At 34.9% G+C, this 21,605-nt stretch carries 17 protein-coding genes; 5 read left to right on the top strand and 12 right to left on the bottom strand.

Annotation, left to right across the window (positions count from 1 at the left end; translation table 11 throughout):
• Positions 1-113 precede the first annotated feature (113 nt).
• From RMR19_RS12680 to RMR19_RS12640, 9 genes are all read right to left on the bottom strand, one after another.
• Positions 114-605, bottom strand: coding sequence for a dihydrofolate reductase (locus tag RMR19_RS12680; protein WP_310603857.1), 492 nt, complete (start codon positions 603-605; stop codon positions 114-116).
• Between the two features lie 91 nt (positions 606-696).
• On the bottom strand, positions 697-1,542 hold the full coding sequence (gene thyA, locus RMR19_RS12675) for a thymidylate synthase (protein ID WP_310603856.1): 846 nt from the start codon (positions 1,540-1,542) through the stop codon (positions 697-699).
• 170 nt (positions 1,543-1,712) lie between these two features.
• Positions 1,713-4,118: a ribonucleoside triphosphate reductase gene (locus tag RMR19_RS12670; protein WP_310603855.1), complete on the bottom strand. Its 2,406-nt coding sequence runs from the start codon at positions 4,116-4,118 to the stop codon at positions 1,713-1,715.
• Between the two features lie 252 nt (positions 4,119-4,370).
• The gene (gene hflX / locus RMR19_RS12665; protein WP_310603854.1) at positions 4,371-5,621 is read right to left on the bottom strand and encodes a GTPase HflX; all 1,251 of its coding nucleotides are present in this window, start codon (positions 5,619-5,621) and stop codon (positions 4,371-4,373) included.
• 25 nt (positions 5,622-5,646) lie between these two features.
• A complete protein-coding gene (locus RMR19_RS12660) occupies positions 5,647-6,855 on the bottom strand; it encodes a tetratricopeptide repeat protein (RefSeq protein ID WP_310603853.1) in 1,209 nt (402 codons plus the stop codon).
• Positions 6,856-6,916: 61 nt separating this feature from the next.
• A complete protein-coding gene (locus RMR19_RS12655; RefSeq protein ID WP_310603852.1) occupies positions 6,917-8,875 on the bottom strand; it encodes an ABC-F family ATP-binding cassette domain-containing protein in 1,959 nt (652 codons plus the stop codon).
• 556 nt (positions 8,876-9,431) lie between these two features.
• Positions 9,432-11,648: a poly(ethylene terephthalate) hydrolase family protein gene (locus RMR19_RS12650; protein ID WP_310603851.1), complete on the bottom strand. Its 2,217-nt coding sequence runs from the start codon at positions 11,646-11,648 to the stop codon at positions 9,432-9,434.
• 159 nt (positions 11,649-11,807) lie between these two features.
• The gene (locus RMR19_RS12645) at positions 11,808-13,532 is read right to left on the bottom strand and encodes a methyl-accepting chemotaxis protein (protein WP_310603850.1); all 1,725 of its coding nucleotides are present in this window, start codon (positions 13,530-13,532) and stop codon (positions 11,808-11,810) included.
• Positions 13,533-13,766: 234 nt separating this feature from the next.
• Positions 13,767-14,444, bottom strand: coding sequence for a hypothetical protein (locus RMR19_RS12640; protein ID WP_310603849.1), 678 nt, complete (start codon positions 14,442-14,444; stop codon positions 13,767-13,769).
• 332 nt (positions 14,445-14,776) lie between these two features.
• Here RMR19_RS12640 and RMR19_RS12635 point away from each other — a divergent pair, with 332 nt between their 5' ends.
• The 5 genes from RMR19_RS12635 (at position 14,777) to RMR19_RS12615 (ending at position 18,647) form a co-directional block, all read left to right on the top strand.
• Positions 14,777-15,127, top strand: a complete 351-nt coding sequence (locus tag RMR19_RS12635; protein ID WP_310603848.1) for a hypothetical protein — start codon at positions 14,777-14,779, stop codon at positions 15,125-15,127.
• Between the two features lie 83 nt (positions 15,128-15,210).
• Positions 15,211-16,338: a hypothetical protein gene (locus RMR19_RS12630; RefSeq protein WP_310603847.1), complete on the top strand. Its 1,128-nt coding sequence runs from the start codon at positions 15,211-15,213 to the stop codon at positions 16,336-16,338.
• Between the two features lie 26 nt (positions 16,339-16,364).
• A complete protein-coding gene (locus tag RMR19_RS12625; RefSeq protein ID WP_310603846.1) occupies positions 16,365-17,135 on the top strand; it encodes a hypothetical protein in 771 nt (256 codons plus the stop codon).
• Entirely contained in the window at positions 17,122-17,985 is an 864-nt protein-coding gene (locus RMR19_RS12620) for a hypothetical protein (RefSeq protein ID WP_310603845.1), read from the top strand. Before RMR19_RS12625 ends, RMR19_RS12620 begins: the two co-directional genes overlap by 14 nt.
• Positions 17,982-18,647 carry an ABC transporter ATP-binding protein gene (locus tag RMR19_RS12615; protein ID WP_310603844.1) on the top strand — a complete coding sequence of 222 codons (666 nt, stop codon included), beginning with the start codon at positions 17,982-17,984 and terminating at the stop codon, positions 18,645-18,647. Before RMR19_RS12620 ends, RMR19_RS12615 begins: the two co-directional genes overlap by 4 nt.
• A 105-nt stretch (positions 18,648-18,752) precedes the next feature.
• On the opposite strand, the gene RMR19_RS12610 is transcribed toward RMR19_RS12615, so the two are convergent.
• From RMR19_RS12610 to RMR19_RS22060, 3 genes are all read right to left on the bottom strand, one after another.
• Positions 18,753-20,339, bottom strand: a complete 1,587-nt coding sequence (locus tag RMR19_RS12610) for a putative ABC transporter permease subunit (RefSeq protein ID WP_310603843.1) — start codon at positions 20,337-20,339, stop codon at positions 18,753-18,755.
• Positions 20,323-21,045, bottom strand: coding sequence for an ABC transporter ATP-binding protein (locus RMR19_RS12605; RefSeq protein WP_310603842.1), 723 nt, complete (start codon positions 21,043-21,045; stop codon positions 20,323-20,325). Before RMR19_RS12605 ends, RMR19_RS12610 begins: the two co-directional genes overlap by 17 nt.
• Before the next feature lie 134 nt (positions 21,046-21,179).
• On the bottom strand, positions 21,180-21,590 hold the full coding sequence (locus RMR19_RS22060; protein WP_310603869.1) for a metal-sensing transcriptional repressor: 411 nt from the start codon (positions 21,588-21,590) through the stop codon (positions 21,180-21,182).
• Positions 21,591-21,605 lie beyond the last annotated feature (15 nt).

Here is a 21,605-nt window from a genome sequence, read left to right as displayed (position 1 = left end):
TTCAATAGTTTCACAAAATCTTTTTACATATCAATTGTTTATAGCTTATATTCATTATAGTTATATAATTTATATACTACTATTCTAATTAATCATATCGATTTTACTATCTATTAGTTTTGTCTTTCATATTTAATAAACCAATATTCTAAATCGTAATACGTCTGCTCATCGGATTGATCTGTAATCTTCCATTCTGGCATTTCATCAAGATTCGGAAAATACGTATCCGCTTCATAACCATAATCAATCTTCGTTATATGAGCAACATCACAATATGAAAGCATTTGATGATAGATAGAATCACCACCGATAACAAAGACATCTTCTGATTTATAATCTTTCACTAATTCAAGCGCTTCCTCTATACTGCCTACAACAGTTGCTCCATCTACTTTATAATCTGCTTTTCTTGTAATTACAATATTCATTCGATTTGGCAATGGCTTACTTTGAGGAAAACTTTCTAACGTTTTACGTCCCATAATAACCACTTTCCCTGTCGTCTCTTCTCGAAAGAAACGTTGGTCAGCAGGAATTCTAACAAGTAAATCATTCTTATTCCCAATCGCCCAATTCTTATCTACTGCTACGATTATATTCATATAATACACTCATGCATATCACAAACTTGCTGTGATACCGCCCTAGGGCGCATATCTCCTTTATCATTATTTTCTTTCTTCAGACACGTACCTAAATCGCAACAGGAATATTCTCTACCTTTGGCCCTGTCACATAATTATCAAGACGGAAATCATCTACTGTAAACTGATAGAAATCCTTTATCTCAGGATTCATCCAGAATGTTGGCGCATCATAAGTCGGTCTTGTAATTAACTCTTCAATAATCGGTATATGACGGTCATAGATATGAGCATCTGCAATTACGTGAACAAACTCTCCCACTTCCAAATCACATACTTGTGCTAACATATGGATAAGTACTGCATATTGGCACACATTCATACTGTTTGCTGCAAGAATATCTTGTGAACGTTGATTCAGAATCGCATTCAGATACATCTTGCCATCTGCTTTCTTTGTCACATTGAATGTCATACTATACGCACATGGATATAAGTGCATCTCATCTAAATCTTGGTGTACATAAAGATTCGTAATAATACGACGGCTATATGGATTGTTCTTTAAATCATAGATAACACGGTCAATCTGATCCATCATGCCTTCTTTATATCTATGTTTTACTCCAACTTGGTAACCATAAGCCTTACCGATAGAGCCTGTCTCATCCGCCCAGCTATCCCAAATCTTACTATTCAAATCATTCACATTGTTCGATTTCTTTTGCCAAATCCATAGTATCTCATCGATACAAGTTTTGATAGCCGTTCTGCGAAGTGTCAATGCTGGAAATTCTTTTGATAAGTCGTAACGATTTACAACTCCGAATTTCTTAATTGTATATGCAAAAGAACCATCCTCCCATTTCGGGCGAACTTTCTCTCCTTCTGTACTAACGCCATTTTCTAAAATGTCTTTACACATATCTATAAATAAATTATCTGCTAAACTCATGTACTGCCTCCTTAGCTCTCTGATTGTAACTCCCCTTGACATAGGGTGTACCCTACATTATTCTAAAGTATCTATATCAAAAAAACAAGAGCTTTTGCATAACTCACTCTGCAAAGCCCTTGTTTTTTCTATTACTTTGAACGATTTGTACAAGCAGCAACCTTGCTATCCTATACCGTTACATAATTTTCTTCAACAAAACGCTTAATATTCGAAGCATTCACGTATCGTTTCACATTTCCCGCTTTTACTTCAAGTAAAGTTGGTGCCTGCATAATACCAAGTTCCGATGCTACGTCTATGTTTTCTTCCGCATCAACGACTACATAATCCAAGCCTTCGAGATACGCTTTTGCCATGATACAATTCGGACAAGTTTTTGTTGTAAACAAATATAATCCATCTTTTGATACATCACTGCATTCTTTTTCATCAGCAACTATATGGATTTCCTTCCCTTCGGCTACTGCACTCTTTTCAAGTCCCTGAACAGCTCCCTCAAAAGCATTTCCTGCCTTGTACAGCTTACGATTTACATACTCTTGTGATTTTCCTTCATTCCAGTTTTGAACAGGTCTATAATAACCTGTGATACGACTATAAACTTCTGCCTTCTCACCACATTCTGGACAAGTAAAATGCTCACCACTAATATAACCATGATTCTTACAGATTGAATACGTTGGAGACATTGTATAGTATGGCAATTTATAATTTGTTGCAATCTTACGAACCAGCTTTGCAGCTGCTTCCCAATCTGGAAGTTTCTCACCTAAGAATGCATGGAATACCGTTCCCGATGTATATAATGTTTGCAAACGATCTTGAATATCCAATGCTGAGAAGATATCATCTGTATAATTAACTGGTAGGTGAGAACTGTTTGTGTAATAAGGTGTATCCCCTTCGTTTCCAGCAGTCTTAATCTCTGGCCAACGTTTTCTATCATGTTTCGCAAGACGATATGTTGTAGATTCTGCTGGTGTTGCCTCCAAATTATACAAATCACCATACTCTACTTGATATTCGGATAGACGTTCTTTCATATGTTTTAATACTTTAACGGAAAAATCTTGTGTCTCCTTGCTTGTCATATCCATTCCTAACCAGCGTGCATTTAAACCTACTTCATTCATACCGATAAGACCTATTGTAGAAAAATGATTATCAAACGTTCCAAGATATCTCTTTGTATAAGGGTACAAACCTTCTTCTAATAACTTAGAAATGATTTTTCTCTTAACCATCAATGAGCGTGCGGCTACATCCATCATACGATTTAGCCGCTTAAAGAAATCTTCTTCATTCTTCGCAAGGTATGCAATACGTGGCATATTAATTGTAACTACACCAACACTTCCCGTACTTTCTCCTGAACCAAAGAAACCACCTGTTTTCTTTCTTAATTCTCTAAGATCAAGTCGCAAACGACAGCACATAGAACGAACGTCACTTGGTTCCATATCACTATTAATATAGTTTGAGAAATATGGAGTACCATATTTTGCTGTCATTTCGAATAACATTTTATTATTTTCTGTTTCTGACCAATCAAAGTCTCTTGTAATAGAGTACGTTGGAATTGGATATTGGAAGCCACGTCCATTGGCGTCTCCCTCAATCATAATTTCGATGAATGCCTTATTCACCATATCCATTTCTCTCTTACAATCTTTATATTTAAAATCCATCTCCTTACCTGCAACGATACATGGAAGTTCTGCCAAATCATTTGGAACAGTCCAGTCAAGAGTAATGTTAGAAAATGGTGCTTGCGTTCCCCATCTGCTCGGTGTATTTACACCATAGACAAAGGATTGAATACATTGTTTTACTTCTTTATATGAGAAATTGTCTGCTTTAACTAAAGGAGCTAAGTACGTATCAAACGATGAAAATGCTTGCGCTCCAGCCCACTCATTTTGCATAATTCCCAAGAAATTAACCATCTGATTACATAACGTTGATAAATGACTTGCAGGTGATGAAGTAATCTTACCTGGAATACCACCAAGACCTTCTTTAATCAATTGCTTAAGTGACCAGCCTGCACAATATCCTGTTAGCATAGATAAATCATGAATATGTATGTCTGCATTTCTATGTGCAGCCGCAATCTCCTCGTCGTAAACTTCAGACAACCAATAGTTTGCAGTTATTGATCCTGAATTATGAAGAATCAATCCTCCAACAGAATATGTTACCGTTGAGTTTTCCTTTACTCTCCAATCCTCTTCCTTCACATAGCTATCAACAATTTCTTTGTAGTCAAGAATTGTCGATTTCATGTTACGGATTTTTTCACGATTTTTGCGGTATAAGATGTATGCTTTTGCTACATCTGTATATCCTGTTTGTTCTAGTACACGTTCAACGGAATCTTGAATATCCTCTACGCTAACTACACCATCTTTCATTTTGTTCTGAAAATCCGAAGTAACACGTAGAACTAAGAGATTAATGATATCATCATTATAAAGCTTTTCTGTCGCATTAAATGCTTTTGAAATTGCATCCGAAATCTTCTTTACGGTAAACTCTGCAACTTCCCCATCTCTCTTAACAACATTAAACATAAAACCGTTCTCCCTTCATAATTCATTTTCTTTCTCAATCGATGCACTATATCTTGTGTCTGCTATAAAATTCCCCACTAATATTCATTATAATTATAATAAAAAAACCGATAAGAAAATCATGATTTTCGATTTCCTCATCGGTTAAATTGTATCAGAATACAGCTTTTAAGTCAAGCGATATATCTACTACATATACGCACGCTTTCCAGCCCAAATACTACATATTGTGTTTTCAATAGTATTTATTACCTATTTTTCTAGTTGCAAATATATCTCTTTTGGGACATATGCTTCTACATAAATTCCCTCGCCTTGGTACTCTTCCTTTAGCAATTGCCCATATTTGCGGATAGTTTGAATCTTACCTGCTTCTGAATATGAAAATACTTTTTCTATTAATATTTTTTGTTCTTTTAATATTTCTTCAATCGTAGCAAGAAGTTCCTCTAATCCTTTTCCAGATTTCGCAGACATTGAAATAGTACGATCCGCTTTAAAATCTTTTAGAATTTGTGGCTCTTCCACTTTATCGATTTTATTAAATGCAGTAATGATTTTTTTGTCCTTAACACCTAGATTTTCTAACGTTTCATAAACAACATGCATATGCTTGTATGCTTCGGGGTTCGAGCTATCTACTACATGTATAATCATATCTGCATACTTTGCCTCTTCAAGAGTACTACGGAATGCATTGATCAAATGATGTGGTAATTTACGAATAAATCCAACGGTATCTGTTAGAAGAATCTGTTGCCCACTCTCTAGTTTTAGATTTCTTGTTGTAGGATCAAGTGTTGCAAACAATTTGTCCTCCGACAATACTCCCGCACTTGTTAACGTATTCAACAACGTAGATTTTCCCGCATTCGTATATCCTACAATTGCAATAACAGGTGTCTGGTTCTTGCTTCTTTGCTGTCTTGTTGTCTCTCTTGTTTGTACTACATCATCAAGTTCATGATTCAATTGTGAAATTCTATCACGAATTAAACGACGATCCATCTCTAATTTTTTCTCACCAGGACCTTTTGTACCAATACCGCCGCCAAGTCTTGATAGGGAACTTCTAAGACCTACTAAACGTGAAGAACGGTACTTTAATTGCGCTAACTCAACCTGAATCTTACCTTCTCGTGTAGAAGCTCTCTGTGCAAATATATCAAGAATCGTAACTGTACGGTCCATTACTTTAATTTGAAGTGCTTCCTCTAGGTTTTTAAGCTGCGCTGGTGACAATTCATCATCACATACTACGCCAGTTGCATCTAACTCTTGTGCAAGTAAACGTACTTCCTCAATCTTACCTTTTCCAATATATGTTCCAGGATGTATCTTCTCGCGATTTTGAATTATTTTTGCGATTGTCTCTGCTCCTGCCGTTTTAATTAATTCTTCTAATTCATCAAGTGATTCTGCTGTATCATCGCCATCACTTGTAGCAACGCCAACTAAAATCATTCTTTCTTCTTGTTCTTTTACTTCATATGTTTCCGCCATGTTAATACCATGCCCTTTCTATCAACTACTTCGTATTATCCGTGAGGGCTTCTTCCTGTCTTGTTTTGAGGAATTCAACTTCTTTTGTCATACCCTCATCTCCTGGATAATCTTCCAAATATTTTTTTGCCTTCTTATACGCTTTATCAAACTCACCTTGACGTTCTAACGCAACAACTTCATTATGCTTTAACGGTTTCATAACTGCGCTATCATTTAACTTGATTCCATTTTCAAATGCTTTAAGTGCTTGCTCATATGACTCCAATTGAAGATATGCTTCCCCTAATTGATTATATACAATCGCAGATTTTAGATTTGTTATGCTCTGAATATACTGTTCATAATTCGCCGCTGCACTTTCATACTCTTTTTCCATCATAGCGATTTCTCCAAGGTAAAAATATGCTCCTGTAAATCCATTTTCAATCGCTGTAGCGAACTCACCTTTTGCCGTATCATTATTTCCTTGATAAAAATGTAATATTGCTACATTATAGTAATCCTCATCCGACTCTGTCTTAATGGCAAGTGCACTCTTAATAACTTCATCTGCTGCCGTACTATCACCTTGTTGTAATAGGATTGCATATTTCCCAAAGTAGTATTCATAATTATCTTTATCATAAGAAATTGCCTTATCAAAATCTGCAACTGATTCTGCAAGCTCTCCAACTTGACCTCTTAATACTGCACGTTTATAGTATGCGTCACTTTGGCTTGCTTTCTTCTCAATAATCTTTGTATATGTCGCAATTGCACCTTCTTGATTCAATGTTTTCGTTTGCGCATCTCCAAGATAGAAGAGAATATCTACATCTAAATCCGAACGTTCCGTAATCTTTAACGCTTTCTCGAATTCTTTTTCTGCTGATTCATATTCTGCTAAATTATAATACACAATTCCTTTACCACGATACGCCATCTTATTATTCTCTCTAACAATTTTATTCTCTTTATCAAGAATCGCCTTATCAAATTGAATCAATGCTTCCTCATAATTTTCACATTGAATAAGAGTCATACCATAATCAATATAATATTCTGCTTTATTCGGATTCTTTGTTACAGCCTCTTTCAGACTTGCACTTGCTTCCTCATATTTTTGCTCCTTATATTGTTTCATTCCCTCTTTATAATAATCTCCAGCACTCTTACCACTGCTACATCCAGTAGCTGCAAGCATTAATGCAATTGATACTAAAATTATCTTACCTTGTCTTAATCGAACCATGATGATACCATACCTCCATTTTTTTCTCTGATGCCCATAAATTACATTATAATTTGTACTTCTAATAATTGCAAGCTATGGTTTGCTGTATCAGATCTAGGTTCTCCATATGTTCTTCCCATTCTTTTTCTATCATCTCGATTTGATTTGTAAGCTCTTCTAGTTTCATATAGTCACTTGCATACTCCTCTTTCAGACTTTCTTCTTTTAATAATTCAATCCGCTCTTCACAATCAGCTATCTTTTCCTCCAACTTAACTATCTGACGTTTTCTCTTTGCTTCCTCTTTCCCCGGATTGATTATCTTTTTCTCGCAAGCAGTTTCTGATTCGCCTAGATTATCTGTAGGATTGTTCACATTAAATGTTTTTGCCTGTACTTTTTTACTTGTCTTCTCTACGTTAGCTACTTCTTTTTTCTGCTTCTCCATTAGATACTCTTCATATCCATATGGATAATAGACAACTTGATTCTCTTCAAATACAAGCATTGCTGTTGCCACTTCTTTGATAAAGTAGCGATCATGTGAAACGAACAATACCGTTCCTGTATAAGCTCTTAACATACTCTCAAGTGCTTGCTTTCCTATCATATCCATGTGATTTGTAGGTTCATCTAGTATTAAGAAATTTGGTCGTTTATTGAATATCTTAAGTAGGGCAAGTCGTACCTTTTCACCACCTGATAGTTGATTAATCTTCTTAAATACATCATCTTGCGAGAACAAAAAATGTCCTAATGCAGTTCGAACTTCTGTCTGTTTCAAATCAGGATAGACATTCCAGAAGTCATCGATTATCGTTTCCTCGCTAGAATACTGTGCCATCTGCTGTTCAAAATATCCCATTTCCACATCTACACCATATTCATATACACCTCCTAATGGTTCTATTTGTCCCACTAGAGTTCTTAGTAACGTAGATTTTCCTTTTCCGTTTTCACCGATAACAGCAATTTTCTCACCTTTTAAGATAGCAACATTAACCGTACTAAGAATAGTATCATAACCGATTGCTAATTTCTTAATTCGCATTACCTCTTTGTGTGACTCTATTCTAGGAGAAAACTGTGCATGAAATGCCTTCGTATCAAATCGTCTTGGCTTCTCGATTTTATCCATATGCTCGATTGCCTTTAGTTTAGAACGCGTCATAGCAACTTTCGTTGGCGTGTTCTTCCACTGTTCTACAAGCTTTTCTAGTCTTGCAATCTCCTTCTGCTGTGCAATATAATCTTTCTCCTGTTTATCTGTATCAAGTCGTTTTCTTTGAATAAATGCACTGTAATTTCCCGGATATCTTTTAATATGGGTATATTCTATCTCATAGGTCACTTGTGTAATCTGATCCAAAAACATACGGTCATGGGATACAATAACAACTGCTTTATTATAGTTTTTGAGATACCCTTCTAGCCATTCAATTGTTGGCATATCCAGATGGTTTGTAGGCTCATCTAGCAACAGAACATCTGGCTTACTAAGTAGCAACTTAACAAATGCAATTCTTGTCTGCTGCCCTCCCGATAACTCTTTGACTGGCTTCTTTAAGTCTTCTAGTGGAAATCCAAAACGTTGAAATATCGTCTCCATATCCTGTCTGAATGTGTATCCACCAGCACTTTCATACATAGCTGATAGTTTCCCGTATTCATTCAATATCTTCTCAGATGAATCCTTTTCCATCTGCCCTGTAAGTTCGACCATTCGCTTATGTATCAATTGTATTGGTTCATACACTTTCATAATTTCCTCTTCAATTGATAACACATTATCCGTGAAATCTATCTGCTTTAAGAAACCTATTTTCAATCCCCCTGCCATATAGATTCCACTTTCTTCATCACTATCAAGATTATTCAGTGCTATATTTCCTGCAATTACATTCAACAATGTAGTTTTACCACAACCATTACGACCTACGATTGCAATTTTTTCATTGTCTCGTATCTCAAAATTAATATTTTCTAAAATGGTAGTCGCTGCAAATCGAACGATACCACCAACGATTTGATATTTCATATAACATATCCCCTTTCTAACGCATTAAGCTCTCTACCACATGCCCTTAGCAACGTAATTGTATGGTCAAAACCTCTCTATGAACGACAAAAAAGACACAAGGCAAATACCTAGTGTCTTCTTATCAAAGCAAACGTAAAATGAACCTTAGTTATATCATAAACATAGAATAATTCAATAAAAATTATTCTACACTTAATTATACAACATAAGATGCATCTATAATTTATCTTGGATAGACGAGAAGATACTATACTTGCTAAATGGCACAAAAACATGACATAATCAACAACTGTTGTTATGCAAGAGCGTGTTTGAAACATGCTCTTGACTCAGAAACCAATAAATCGGCAACCGAATCGTTTTTGTTATTAAGTTCCATTCCAATTAGCGAGTAATAATAATCATCGTCGTCCCTCCATACAGTGTGCAATCTGATAACAAAATTGTTATCTCAAGATTACTTACACGTAACATTCTTTTTATCATAATAGCTCTCTATTACAATAAGTATCATATACCACGATTTTACATATGTCAACTCAAAATTTTTTTCTTATCTATTTTTCTCAAAGCCGACATTGTCAATTTTAATATTTCCATATTCCATACAATCAAATATAATCTCGATTGATGTAATATTATTCGTTTTAATTTCTGGATTATCCGCCAAAAACTGCTCTTCTTTCATAGAAACCGTTTGCATCTGATGTTTATATTCATATTCATTCATCAAGAAGCTAACTTTATATAATTGCACTGGTAATGTCGGATATATTATTGCGCAATCACTGATTTTTACATTTGCTACATGATTAAAACTATCCGTAATTCTTACTGTGCCATCAATTAATTGCGTTTGTATCTCTTCCTCTTGCAAGTCTGCGATATCAAATTGTAGATTCTTACCCGTCATATCATAACTTGGTATTTTGAATTTTACAGTTGCCATACTTGTGTTTTTCCACTTCATCCGTAACACATAGTTTTCTTTTGTACCACCATCTCCATATGCCGTTTTCATTTCTTCCCAAACCCTGGTATGCAATACAGAAATCGTAGCACCTTCCATTGTTGCTGTTGTTAAGTCGGAATCCTCTTCAAAATCACTTACACATTCAAAGCTAGAATTTTGGTACATCTGCTGATAAATCGTCTTTGGCAGATAACTTTCATACGCGAGATAATTATTGAATAAATCTTTATTCGTTGTGTCTTGTTTTAATGTCACATCTAAGAATATCTTTGTAAATATCTTCAATATATCTTCTTGTTCCTCAACCGCAATCATATTCTTCACATTCAAGAAATATTTTAGTGGAAAACCCATATCATATCGTCCCCATTCACTATTGAACTGTCCATGATTCGCTCCTGCTATATAGATTGCTGATTTGAAGAAATCACCTTCTCCTGAAAATGTTGTATTCTTATACAACTTATTTCCCATTACCGTCTGCACATCCTGATCGTTCACACCATGAATTAGCAGATAGTTCACATCTGTTATAGAAACTTCATGTTGCGCTGGCATATACTGATCTGCCGTTGGTGCTATTGCTAAAATAGACTTAATTGAGAAATTATAATGAAATCGAATATTTCCATTGTCTGGATAGTGACTATAGTTATTGAAAAGATATGCTGTTGATACACATTCACCACCTCTTGAATGTCCCGCAATTGCTATACTCTCTTCTGCTATCTTATTATATAAAGGATTATTCTCTTCTTTGTTATATTGAAGTACTTGCTCTATATTTTCAAGTAATAAAATCGCTCTTGCATCATTTTCATCACTTAATTCATTACAACAATTCTCATTAACAGAAACTACAACATAGCCATTTGATGCCAAATATTCTCCTAGATAATCATAGCCAAGATAGGACTGTGTTGTATAACTATGATTTCCATGTACAATATATAAAACAGGACATTTATTTTCCGTTACAGGATACCATACTTTACCCGTTACAGGCACTTTCTCTAGGTCATAACCAAAATGTTGTTTCATTACCCAGCCTGCAATAGAACTTCTCTGTGCAAATGATGATAAATTATAGGTAGAAGACTGCAAATCGTAAGAATCACCAATTCCATACTCTAACGATGTCGTCTCATATGATCCCTTTGCGATTGCATTTGCAAAGACTTCCTTCTCTTTCGACTGCTTACCTTCAATTACATTCTCTTCCTTCATAGAAAGATACGACTCTATATACTTGTCTTTAAATCCTTCGTTTACCAAGAACACACTGATTCCACCTAAACCTAATACTGCAATTATCAATGTAACAAAAGGAGTAATGGTACGCCTTCTTTGCTTTATAATTGCCCACATACTTCTTCCGAAAAAGTCTATACATATCAGGGTAATTGCAGCGAAGAAGACTGCCACTTCTTGACTATTTATCATTGACGCTACTGTATACAAAAGGAAAAATGGAACGAACCAATAAATTACTCCCTTTCTACTACTTCCAAATAGTATCTTCGTAGCAAGAAATAGTAGTGGAAACAGAATACTAGCACCTATGAATCCCGCTAAGCAAAACAGTATTCCGTTTATATTCAGTGGCGAAAAGTACATCTCTAATCCTACTGCTATTGATACCGCTGAAAACAGTACCGAACATATTGCAAGACCTCGATATGTATCTTCAAAACTTCTTTTCCAATAGGAAGAGAATATGTGCCATATTTTTTTAATAACAATTACTATTTTATTTCGTACATCTTTTATCTTTTGAAACTTCTTTTCTTTCTCCATGTATGTCCTCCTTGTAGTTTATCCCATCAAATCTTTATCCGTTTCTACTTTAACATCCCCTATAATTAATGTCAATTTTTGAATAAAGTCGTTACTGTTCACACAAAACGTTCACAGCAACATAAAGTCATCTAAGGTAAACTAAGGAACATCATTTCACTAGAAATTAACTTTAAATCCTTTAACTAAATTTCCTAATTTGATTGCGTTATCCTTTGTCTCGTTCATGTTCCCCATAACAACCTCAGCATTATTAGCAACCTTACTAACCTGTTCTGCAATACCACCTGTTGTTTCTGCACCTTCGGCAGCCGCCCTAGTAACCTCTCCAACCGTAGTTACTACTGCTTGAATAGATGCTTGCAATTCCTCAGAAGTAGCACTAAAATCAGCAGTCATATCATCCACATCTCTAGCCGCACTACTATAATCAGCAGTCGCATCTAACATAGATACATAATCATTTGTAACATCATCTGCAACAAATTTGAGTAGTTTATGTGCATCACCAACTAATGAATCAACAGATTCTATTACCGTACTTGCAACACTTAAAATCTGAGTAGCTGTTTCCTTTGAATTTTCCGCTAGATTTCTAATTTCATCTGCAACAACCGCAAAACCTTTCCCTGCTTCCCCTGCTCTAGCCGCTTCTATCGCTGCATTTAACGCAAGTAAGTTCGTCTGGTCAGCAATTCCTAAAATTGCATCTGCAAGAGAATTAACCTTTTCAACGCTCTTAGCTTCCTCAAGCGATTCCTCCAAACCGTCTCTAATCGCGTAGAATGTATCATCTGCTTTTCCTTTTGCAACAGTAAAATCTTCTTTCAAACTATTAGCACGGCTAGCAATTTCTCCTGCCATTTTAGCACCATCCTGAGATCTAGAAGCAACTACCTCTACCGCATTATCAATCTCTTCCGCTGTTGCATTTAATTCTTCTGCTGAAGCTGCTGTTTCTTCCATTCCAGCCGAAAGTTCTTCCGTCGCTGCTGAAATTTCTTGAATAAATCGATTTAGCTCAACAAAACGTTGATTCGATTCATCAGACATATCTAATATTTCATTACTTGATAACACAATTTCTGCTATCACTTTATGTGTTTTATCCTTCATTTCGTTTAATGCTACCGAAAGCTTGCCAACTTCATCTTTTCGTTTTAACATTTTTTTATCAAAAGCAACTGTTAAATCCCCATCAGCAATATCTCCTGCTAATTTCTGCATATATTGTAGTCCTTTTGTAATCCCAAGTGCAATAAAAATTGCCAAACTCACTGAAATAAGAATTGCAAAACCAATCGTCACTACGATACTAACTTCTGATTTATTATAGATTGCTTCCCCTTCAACACTTGTATTCTCCATTGCAGTAATGTTCCAATTAAGCATAGTTTGTAACTGTGTAAAAACTTCGTTTCTCACAGTTGGATATGTACCACTGTATGCTAAATCATTAGCCAAAACATAATCTCCTGCTAAAACAGCAGACTTAACTTCCTCAAGAGAAGCTTTAAAAACAGTTATCTTATTCTCAAGCTCTTCCAGATTTGCCGTATCCTCTGAATTTCCATTCAAATATGTTTTATATTCTGCTAGTTTTTCATCAATAACTCCATATGCAGTGTTTATCTCTTGGATTTTCATCTGCGCCTTATCTTTTTGTTTCTCATTTAATAATATCTGCAATGCTACGCGAACATTTCTCATCTCAGAATCTGTCCCACTAATAGCTGCTAGACTTTTACCACATGAATACATATCTACTTGTCCTTCATTCAGTTTCCCCAAACTAATGTAACTAGAAATCCCGATATATATAATCGCTAGAATAGCAACTCCAAAACCTAGTGCTAATTTAGCACCTACTTTTAAATTATTCATAAAAATCCTCCTTGGAATGTGTTAGGCCTTTTTTGCCTATATCATAATATGACTTGAGCATTATACTACTCATTTTTCAAAACTTCAACCCTATCTACTGTCGATTTCTTGTATTCTTTGGCATACAATTTGTCATCTTTATTTTTCACTTAATTTTTACATCTTTTTAGGGTAATAGAACTAACTTATCATTGCAATTAGTCTATTACCCTATATATAAAAAATTATTCTCAATTACTGTTCTTCATTTATTACCTTCAATAAATATGCCCAGTCTCCATAATATACTACACTTAAAGAATCACCATCATTCGTTGTTATCTTTTTTAACGCAATTGCATTAATTGGTTGTTGTTCCGCCGAAACATCTAATACAATTCCATTATCTGGATCAACAAGATTTCTTGCTTGCTCATTATTTTCCAAGAAGTTCGTAATTTTCTCATAATCATTCTTTGATAAGTCTTTCAAAACATCTTTACTATCCCATATGTAATTCTTAACTTCCTTCATTGGAGAGGAGTCTCTTGTTACATCTCCTATCTCGTCTGTCATATTCGTAAGCAATTGTTCCTCTGTTATATTCGGATACCTTAATACAACTGCCTGTAACCTTCCTCCACTCTCTGTATTCTTACACAATTCCTTTGAGAACAGTAGATAGATTTGTGCTTCTGATCCAAATTGTGTGATTGGATCAGCCAAAATAACTGCTACATGCATTCCATCATCAAGCTCTATTGTTTCGTATTTCGCATCACCAATAACTTTCAATGCATCTTTTTGTGTCATCCCCCATACAATACCTTTCATTGGCGGAATAAATCCCTTACTATTCTCTGCTTTCTTACATGCTGTCAAACTCAAAATAAACACAATTAGTAATGTACATAATAACAAACGTTTTCGCATACAATGCCTTCCTTTTACATTCTATATCCTATTTACTATTATAAGATGAAAGTGAGAATATAATGTCTGGTTTTTGTAAATATTTTTCTTTGAAATAAATGGTTTTTTTACAATAACCTCCTTGACTTTTTTGGTATTTATTGTATACTTTTGTTATGCGCATATATATTAAATACAGTTGCTGTATAACTACAATTAAACTATTATTGTTATTAAGAAAGGAGATTTACATTATGTCAACTAAAATTAAGCAGCGCAGGAAATTTCGGATCGTTTTGTTTTCTACTTTAGTGTTAGCTTTAAGTGGCACTATCAGTTATGCTTCAATACAAATGAATCCATTTAAATTTAATCTTAAATTTGGTACAGAGGATGATAACAATCAATCTGCTGGTTCTAGACTTAACTTCGGATATACAGAGTATTCTGAGTATCTTACTGCTTCTGTAGGTTTATCAACTAAGATAAATACATATACTAATTTCAATTGCAGACTATTATATAAAGACCCTGTAAGCAGCGGATTAACAACGGCAACGAATAATGGAACTCAATCCTCTTCGTCTTCTTCTATTATTACACTATACTACAAATCAGATTATATACAAAAATTTGGTTATTACAACTTATATGGTTGGTGTACAAAAGGAGACTGCCAAGCAGAAGGGTATTGGACTCCTTAATTAAGTAATTATTATCTAACTACTTCAACAATATACTCTTAATATATACTATTGTTGAAGTAGTTACTAGAGGAGATGCTATTATGAAAACAAAAAAATCCATCTATATCTATAGCTTACTTATTATGTTATGTGTAATGTCTTCCTGCTCCAAAAATGAATCCACTAATCCAACTATTGTTGAGAAAGATATCTTTATTCCAGAACACATTAAGCAAACATTAGATTCGCATTTGATTGTCGATGCTAACATAACCCCTCCCCATTCTCAAACCGTATACAGTTATCCTGCAACACTCAATATCTTTGAGCCTGCTACGATTAATAACGTGTTATTTGATAATATTGGCGAAGAATATGACAATGGCTCTGATTCAGTAAAGATTGTTCAATCTGAAGATGCCAATAGTATGTTTTCTACCATTCTGTGGTTTCAGAGCATGGATTATATCACATACCTTAATGCACTATTTGGCTCTATGCATTTCGAGGATAATTCTGAAACTCTATTTCAACACTGCGAAAGTTTACTTACTGAAAGTCAAGCAAAAGATTTAGAAACATTTACACCGGAATCAGCAAAAGACACCATACGTGATAAGGCCAATTCCCTCAATATCGAACTCGCTCCAGAACCTTATGTATTTTTTGCTATTGATAAATCCTATTATGCAGAGATGTTACAGAAAGTAGATAGCAATGAACTTTTTTGGGATCATATCAATAAATTTGATATTGATGTAAATTGGAATACTGATGATGAATGTTACTATATGCTTTGGAATATCGAGTGTCATGGAGAAAATATCTTTACAGGAAACTATAGCCAAAATGTCAATGGCATTGCATTTTTAGAAAACGGCAGTACACTATTTGCTTGTATCAGCAAGAAAGAGCTTGTCTGTTTTCAAATTGAACGCACCTATTCTGTTGCAGAAACTGGTTCTTTAGAAGGTAGTATTCTTCCTATTGAGGATTTATTAGAACACATTAAATATGAATATCGTAATCTCATACTTGATACAGATGTAACAATTACACGAATCGAATTTTGCATGGCTCCTATATTAACCAATGCAGACACATTGGAATATATAATGACTCCTGTTTGGTCTGTATTAGCTGAGAAAAAAGTGGAATATGAATACGAAACATTTACTCGAGGAACTTCCATGCTATTCCATGCCGTTACAGGAGAAAGGATCCGATAATGCTACTCTCATTCAATCAATTTTTAATGGAAATAAAACGTTCACTTATAAGATATGGATTTTGGTGTGCCATTTTACTGGTTCCTGTTATTTGCATTCTCTCCAATATGGATGTTCTTACGAATGTTATTCAAGAAGGAGACAATCCAAATTTTTATTCCGTTATTTATATTTTTAATTCCACAACAACAGATGGCTGGTTTTTAGAATTAATTTTCATCATTGCTATGCTACCTGCTGGCCTTTTTTACTATCATGACAAAAAAGAGAACGCTTCCACATATACGCTAATTCGAACAAACGCCACTACATATGGAAGAACATTATTTTTCTCCATTATCACCATTACATGGGTCTGCATATTTGTGGGGCTGATGTTACTGCTCTTTATACTGTGTATGTTTTTCCCTGTAAGTACTGCAGTAGATATGATGTGGGAACCTTATCATGTTGTTATTCTAGCAGGACATCCCTTTTTATTTTTTATTATAAAGTCCTCCATTCTATCAAGCCTATGTACTGTATTTGTTTCCTGTGGTTTAATTATATCTACGCTTATTGCTGATCGTTTTGTTATATTGGTTTCGCCCTTTCTTATCTATTATTTTACAGACAAAATTTCCTATGCAATCAACCCACGATTTTGTGTATACTGCTTTACCAAAGCCAATCTGAATCTAGGCTCTGTTACAACAAGTTTTATCGGTACCCATCTTATCTTACTCATTATAGTACTCTTGCTTGGAAGTATCTTTGTCTCCCAAGTGGAAAGGAATGTTAAACATGCGGATACTTAGACAATCTTTTCGTTGCTTTATGATTGAATTACGCCAACGATTGGCTGAATACCAAACATGGACTCTGTTTCTGATTCTATGTATTCTTCTTTATCAATATACACAAGAAACTATGTCCTTTGCTAATACTGTTGGATACAAAGTAGCTCCTTGGTTTCTACCCTTTATTACTTCCACGCGTATGTTAAAAGTATTCGTTCTTACACTTTATATTCCCTTTGTATGCACAGTACCAAGAATTACAATCATACACGACTATATTATTATACGAAGCAAACATCTTCCTTACTATTTAGGACAATGCTTATATATTGTGTTCACTGCAATTGTATATAGTTTTCTTGTTATGTTTTTACCAATTATATTGAATCTAACACATATGGAATGGAATGCCGATTGGGGAAAGGTTATTGGTACGCTCTCTGAACCGAATCTATCCGTCCTTAATCTAGAAACACTGCACTATTCATCCAGCATTGTTAAGCACTTCACACCGCTTCAAGCTATGTTCCATAGTTATTGTCTTATGGCTCTGTCTTTACTGCTTATTGGCTTACTCGTATATATCTTTAATATGATTACACCCAAATTTCATGCTGGCATTTTAGTAGGCACATTTTTTATTCTATTCGATTTCTTCTTAGCTACCGATATCGTCTATGCTAGATGGTTATGGTTTTCACCACTTTCATGGAGCAAATTAAGTATAATAGATTTCAAACATACAACTCGTAATCCAACGTTTACCTATTGTTATCGTTTTTGTATTATAGGAATTATCCTATCTCTTGTTATATTATATGCCTTACAGCTTTTTAAAATAAAGACAAAAGGGGGAGAAGAAGAATGAATATAAGCATCTCTGTAAAAAATGCTACAAAAAAATTCGGTGAAGCAACCGTTTTAGATCACGTTAGTTTAGATTTTACACAAGGGCAAGTTCATGGAATAATCGGCCGTAATGGCTCTGGAAAAAGTGTATTATTAAAATCTATCTGTGGACTTCTAACTTTAACTTCTGGAAGTATTGAAGTAGATGGAAAAATCATTGGTAAAGATATTGATATTCCCGATAATATTGGCATTATTATTAATTCACCAGGTTTTCTTCCTAATTATACTGGCTATCAAAACCTACGTTTTCTGTCTTCTATCCATAATAAGATTTCCAAACAACAGATTATCGATACATTAACTCTTGTTGGACTTGATCCACATTCAAAAAAACATGTTGGCAAATATTCTCTCGGAATGAAACAGCGACTAGGAATTGCACAAGCAATCATGGAAGACCCAGATATATTAATACTTGATGAGCCTATGAACGGACTAGATTATAAAGGTGTAGATGATATGAGAAAACTTTTTTTACAGTTAAAAGAGCAAGGAAAAACAATTCTACTAACATCACACCACGCAGAAGATATTGACATTCTCTGTGATGATGTAATTGAATTGGTAAACGGAAAACCACTGCTTTCAGAACATTCAAATCAAGAATTTTTCTGTTAATAAAACATTTCTAGATATTCAAATCATTCAATTTCTCAATCATAAAACACATTTTCAAATGGGACAGTCACAAATATGACCGCCCCATTTATTTTTTATTTCTTATTAAATCTGATTCAATATTTTCTTATTATTGCTCTGATAAATAAAACCTGTTACTCCACTAAGCGCAATAACCGTAATTCCCATAATATAATTCGAATCTATATTACTTAAAAACACCATTATCCCACTTGGAACTAACAGAATTATAAAATACAGTAGCATTGCTATAAACGTTGCCGCTCCTTGTTTCACTACTACAGCTTCTGTCTCCCAGTTAAACACTGGCATACGCAAATTGATTGCTATACCCACTACCGAAACAAATACTACATATACAACGGGAACTAACACCATCATAATATATCCTAAAACAGAAGTCTTAATTGTAAAGAACATGATTATTTCAGATACGAATAAAAAAGGTGTTGCAATTGTGAGATTGACCAATATCTTGCTGTCTAGTACCGTTTTCGTGCTTACTGGCATGGACTTTGGTATCCACCATTGTTTTCCTTCTAACGAAATCGCACTCGTTGTTGTAGACATAAGAGAGCACATCGCCGCCATAACAAGGGGCATCGCTTGATTCACAACACCTGACATCTGCAATGTCGATTCAAACTCTTTTACCCCCATAACAGCAATGGCAATACATGCACCTACAAGCATAACGTGTCCAACCATAGTATTCAAAACATAAATCGCAGAAGAAAAATATCTTCGTAACTCTTTCTTATATAATGCCATTAATGCTGAACCAGCTTTCATCTCTTTCATAACAAAATTGCGTTTTGCAACATTGGCATTAATCGCACTGCATATTGCAACAAACTTCCATTGTACAAGTACAATTAGCAATAAGAACACACCAATTGATACTGCTACGAATCCTAAAAAAGATACTATATTCTGTTCAATTACGCCTTGTGAAAACAGCTTTGCAGGAGGGTACATCGAAAAGATTTGTTTTTCGAGCATTGCTGATATATCTGCTAACATCTCAAGATTCAGTTCTGTTTCTGTTGTTGACATACTCATAGGCAGTATTAATGCCGCCATTGTTAATAGCAAGGATAATAGAATCGTAACTAGATTCTTATGTTTCATCCTTGAACTAATGGCAATAACGATTGCACCAATTGCAGTCGCTATCGTCATTGGTATTAGCGGTAGCAAAAAAGTTCCAATCACTATCATTACACAAAACCCTATATTCGGCTTCTGATAGATTCCATACACAATGGAACTTGGTATTACGGTAAACATACTTAATACCAAATTACCAACATACATGCTAATAAAACGGCTTGTTACAATTGTTGATGGTTTCATTGGCATGGATATCAACAAATCATAGGTCTTCATCTGGAACAGAATACTTCCCGCCTTGAGTATTGAAAAGACTAGAATTACAAGACTTGTTATCATTACAATATAAGCAGGAATAATATCTGCTGCCCCGACCTTACATAACCCATATGCAAGCATCGTTATATAGAATACTCCCATGCAGGCAAGCAACAAAAATGTAAATCCCATCAACCATACATTTCTTATCTTTTTCTTATCCTTTGAATATCTCGCTACATTAATTCCCCATGTATTACAAAGTGTCACACCTACCAGCTTTCTAATCTGCCTTAGCATGTTCAATTACCTCCATGAATACCTCTTCTAGTGATTGTTCCTTCGTAAGCTCCTTTGTCTCACCAGATGCAATCAATTTTCCTTCTTTGATAATTGCAATCTTATTACAAATCTTCTCTGCTACATCAAGTACATGTGTAGAGAAAAAGATTGCACTGCCCTGTTCACATAGTTGTCGCATCGTGTTTTTAAGAATAATTGTTGCCTTAGGGTCTAATCCAACAAATGGTTCATCAAGTATCAACAACTTCGGATCATGTATCAATGCTGATATTATCGCTAATTTTTGTTTCATTCCGTGAGAATAGGAGGAAATCAAATCTCCTAGTACATTTGTAATCTCAAACTCATCAGCGTATTTTCGAATCTTTTCTTCTCGCGCCTTTGCAGAAACTTCGAATATATCTCCCACAAAATTCAAATATTGAATCCCGGTCAGATGCTCATACAAATCTGGATTATCTGGGATATAGGCTATCTTTTTCTTGCAACTGATTGGATTCTCACGGATAGATTGTCCATCAATTAGAATCTCTCCACCTTCAAAATCAATGATTCCAACAACTGCCTTGATTGTAGTCGTTTTCCCTGCCCCATTATGTCCGATAAATCCGTAGATATCTCCTGCTTCAATGTTCAGAGTCAACTCAGATACTGCCTCTTTTCCACCTTTGTAGCGTTTTGTTAGGTTTTTAATTTGTAACATAATTTTTCTCCCCCTTTTGTTATATTTAGTAGGTAATTGCGAAACTCCATTTATGTTGTGTATGCTTCTTGATTCGCGTACATTAACACAAAACACGCGACACAAGAAGCAGGCAAGTGACACTTATTATGTCATTATTTCATAAACTTATCAATCGCATCGGACAATTGATGAATTGCTTGATGATCCTCCTCTTCAATTGCTTCTACAATACAATGATTAATGTGATTCTTCAAGACAACTTTACCTGTATTATTAATAGCAGAACGAACTGCTGCTAATTGAATTAATACCTCACTGCAATCCGTATCGTTCTCCACCATTCTCTTAACTGCTTCAAGATGACCAATTGCTCTGGATAAGCGATTTACAACTGCCTTCTTCTCTTCTGTGCTATGGACATGTTTGTGTTCGTGTATATGTGTATGGCTATGCTCATGTGTATGGCTATGCTCATGCGTGTCTCCATATGTATGTGTATGTTCCTCTATTAACTCATGGCTATGATGATTGTCCCTTTCTTTGCGCACATTATTCTTCTCCATAATAACCATTTGCAC

The organism is Anaerosporobacter sp. (assembly GCF_031551385.1).
Classification (GTDB): Bacteria; Bacillota; Clostridia; order Lachnospirales; family Lachnospiraceae; genus Anaerosporobacter.
Note: the sequence above shows the minus strand (reverse complement) of the source record. Positions and strands in the feature narration are given on the sequence as shown.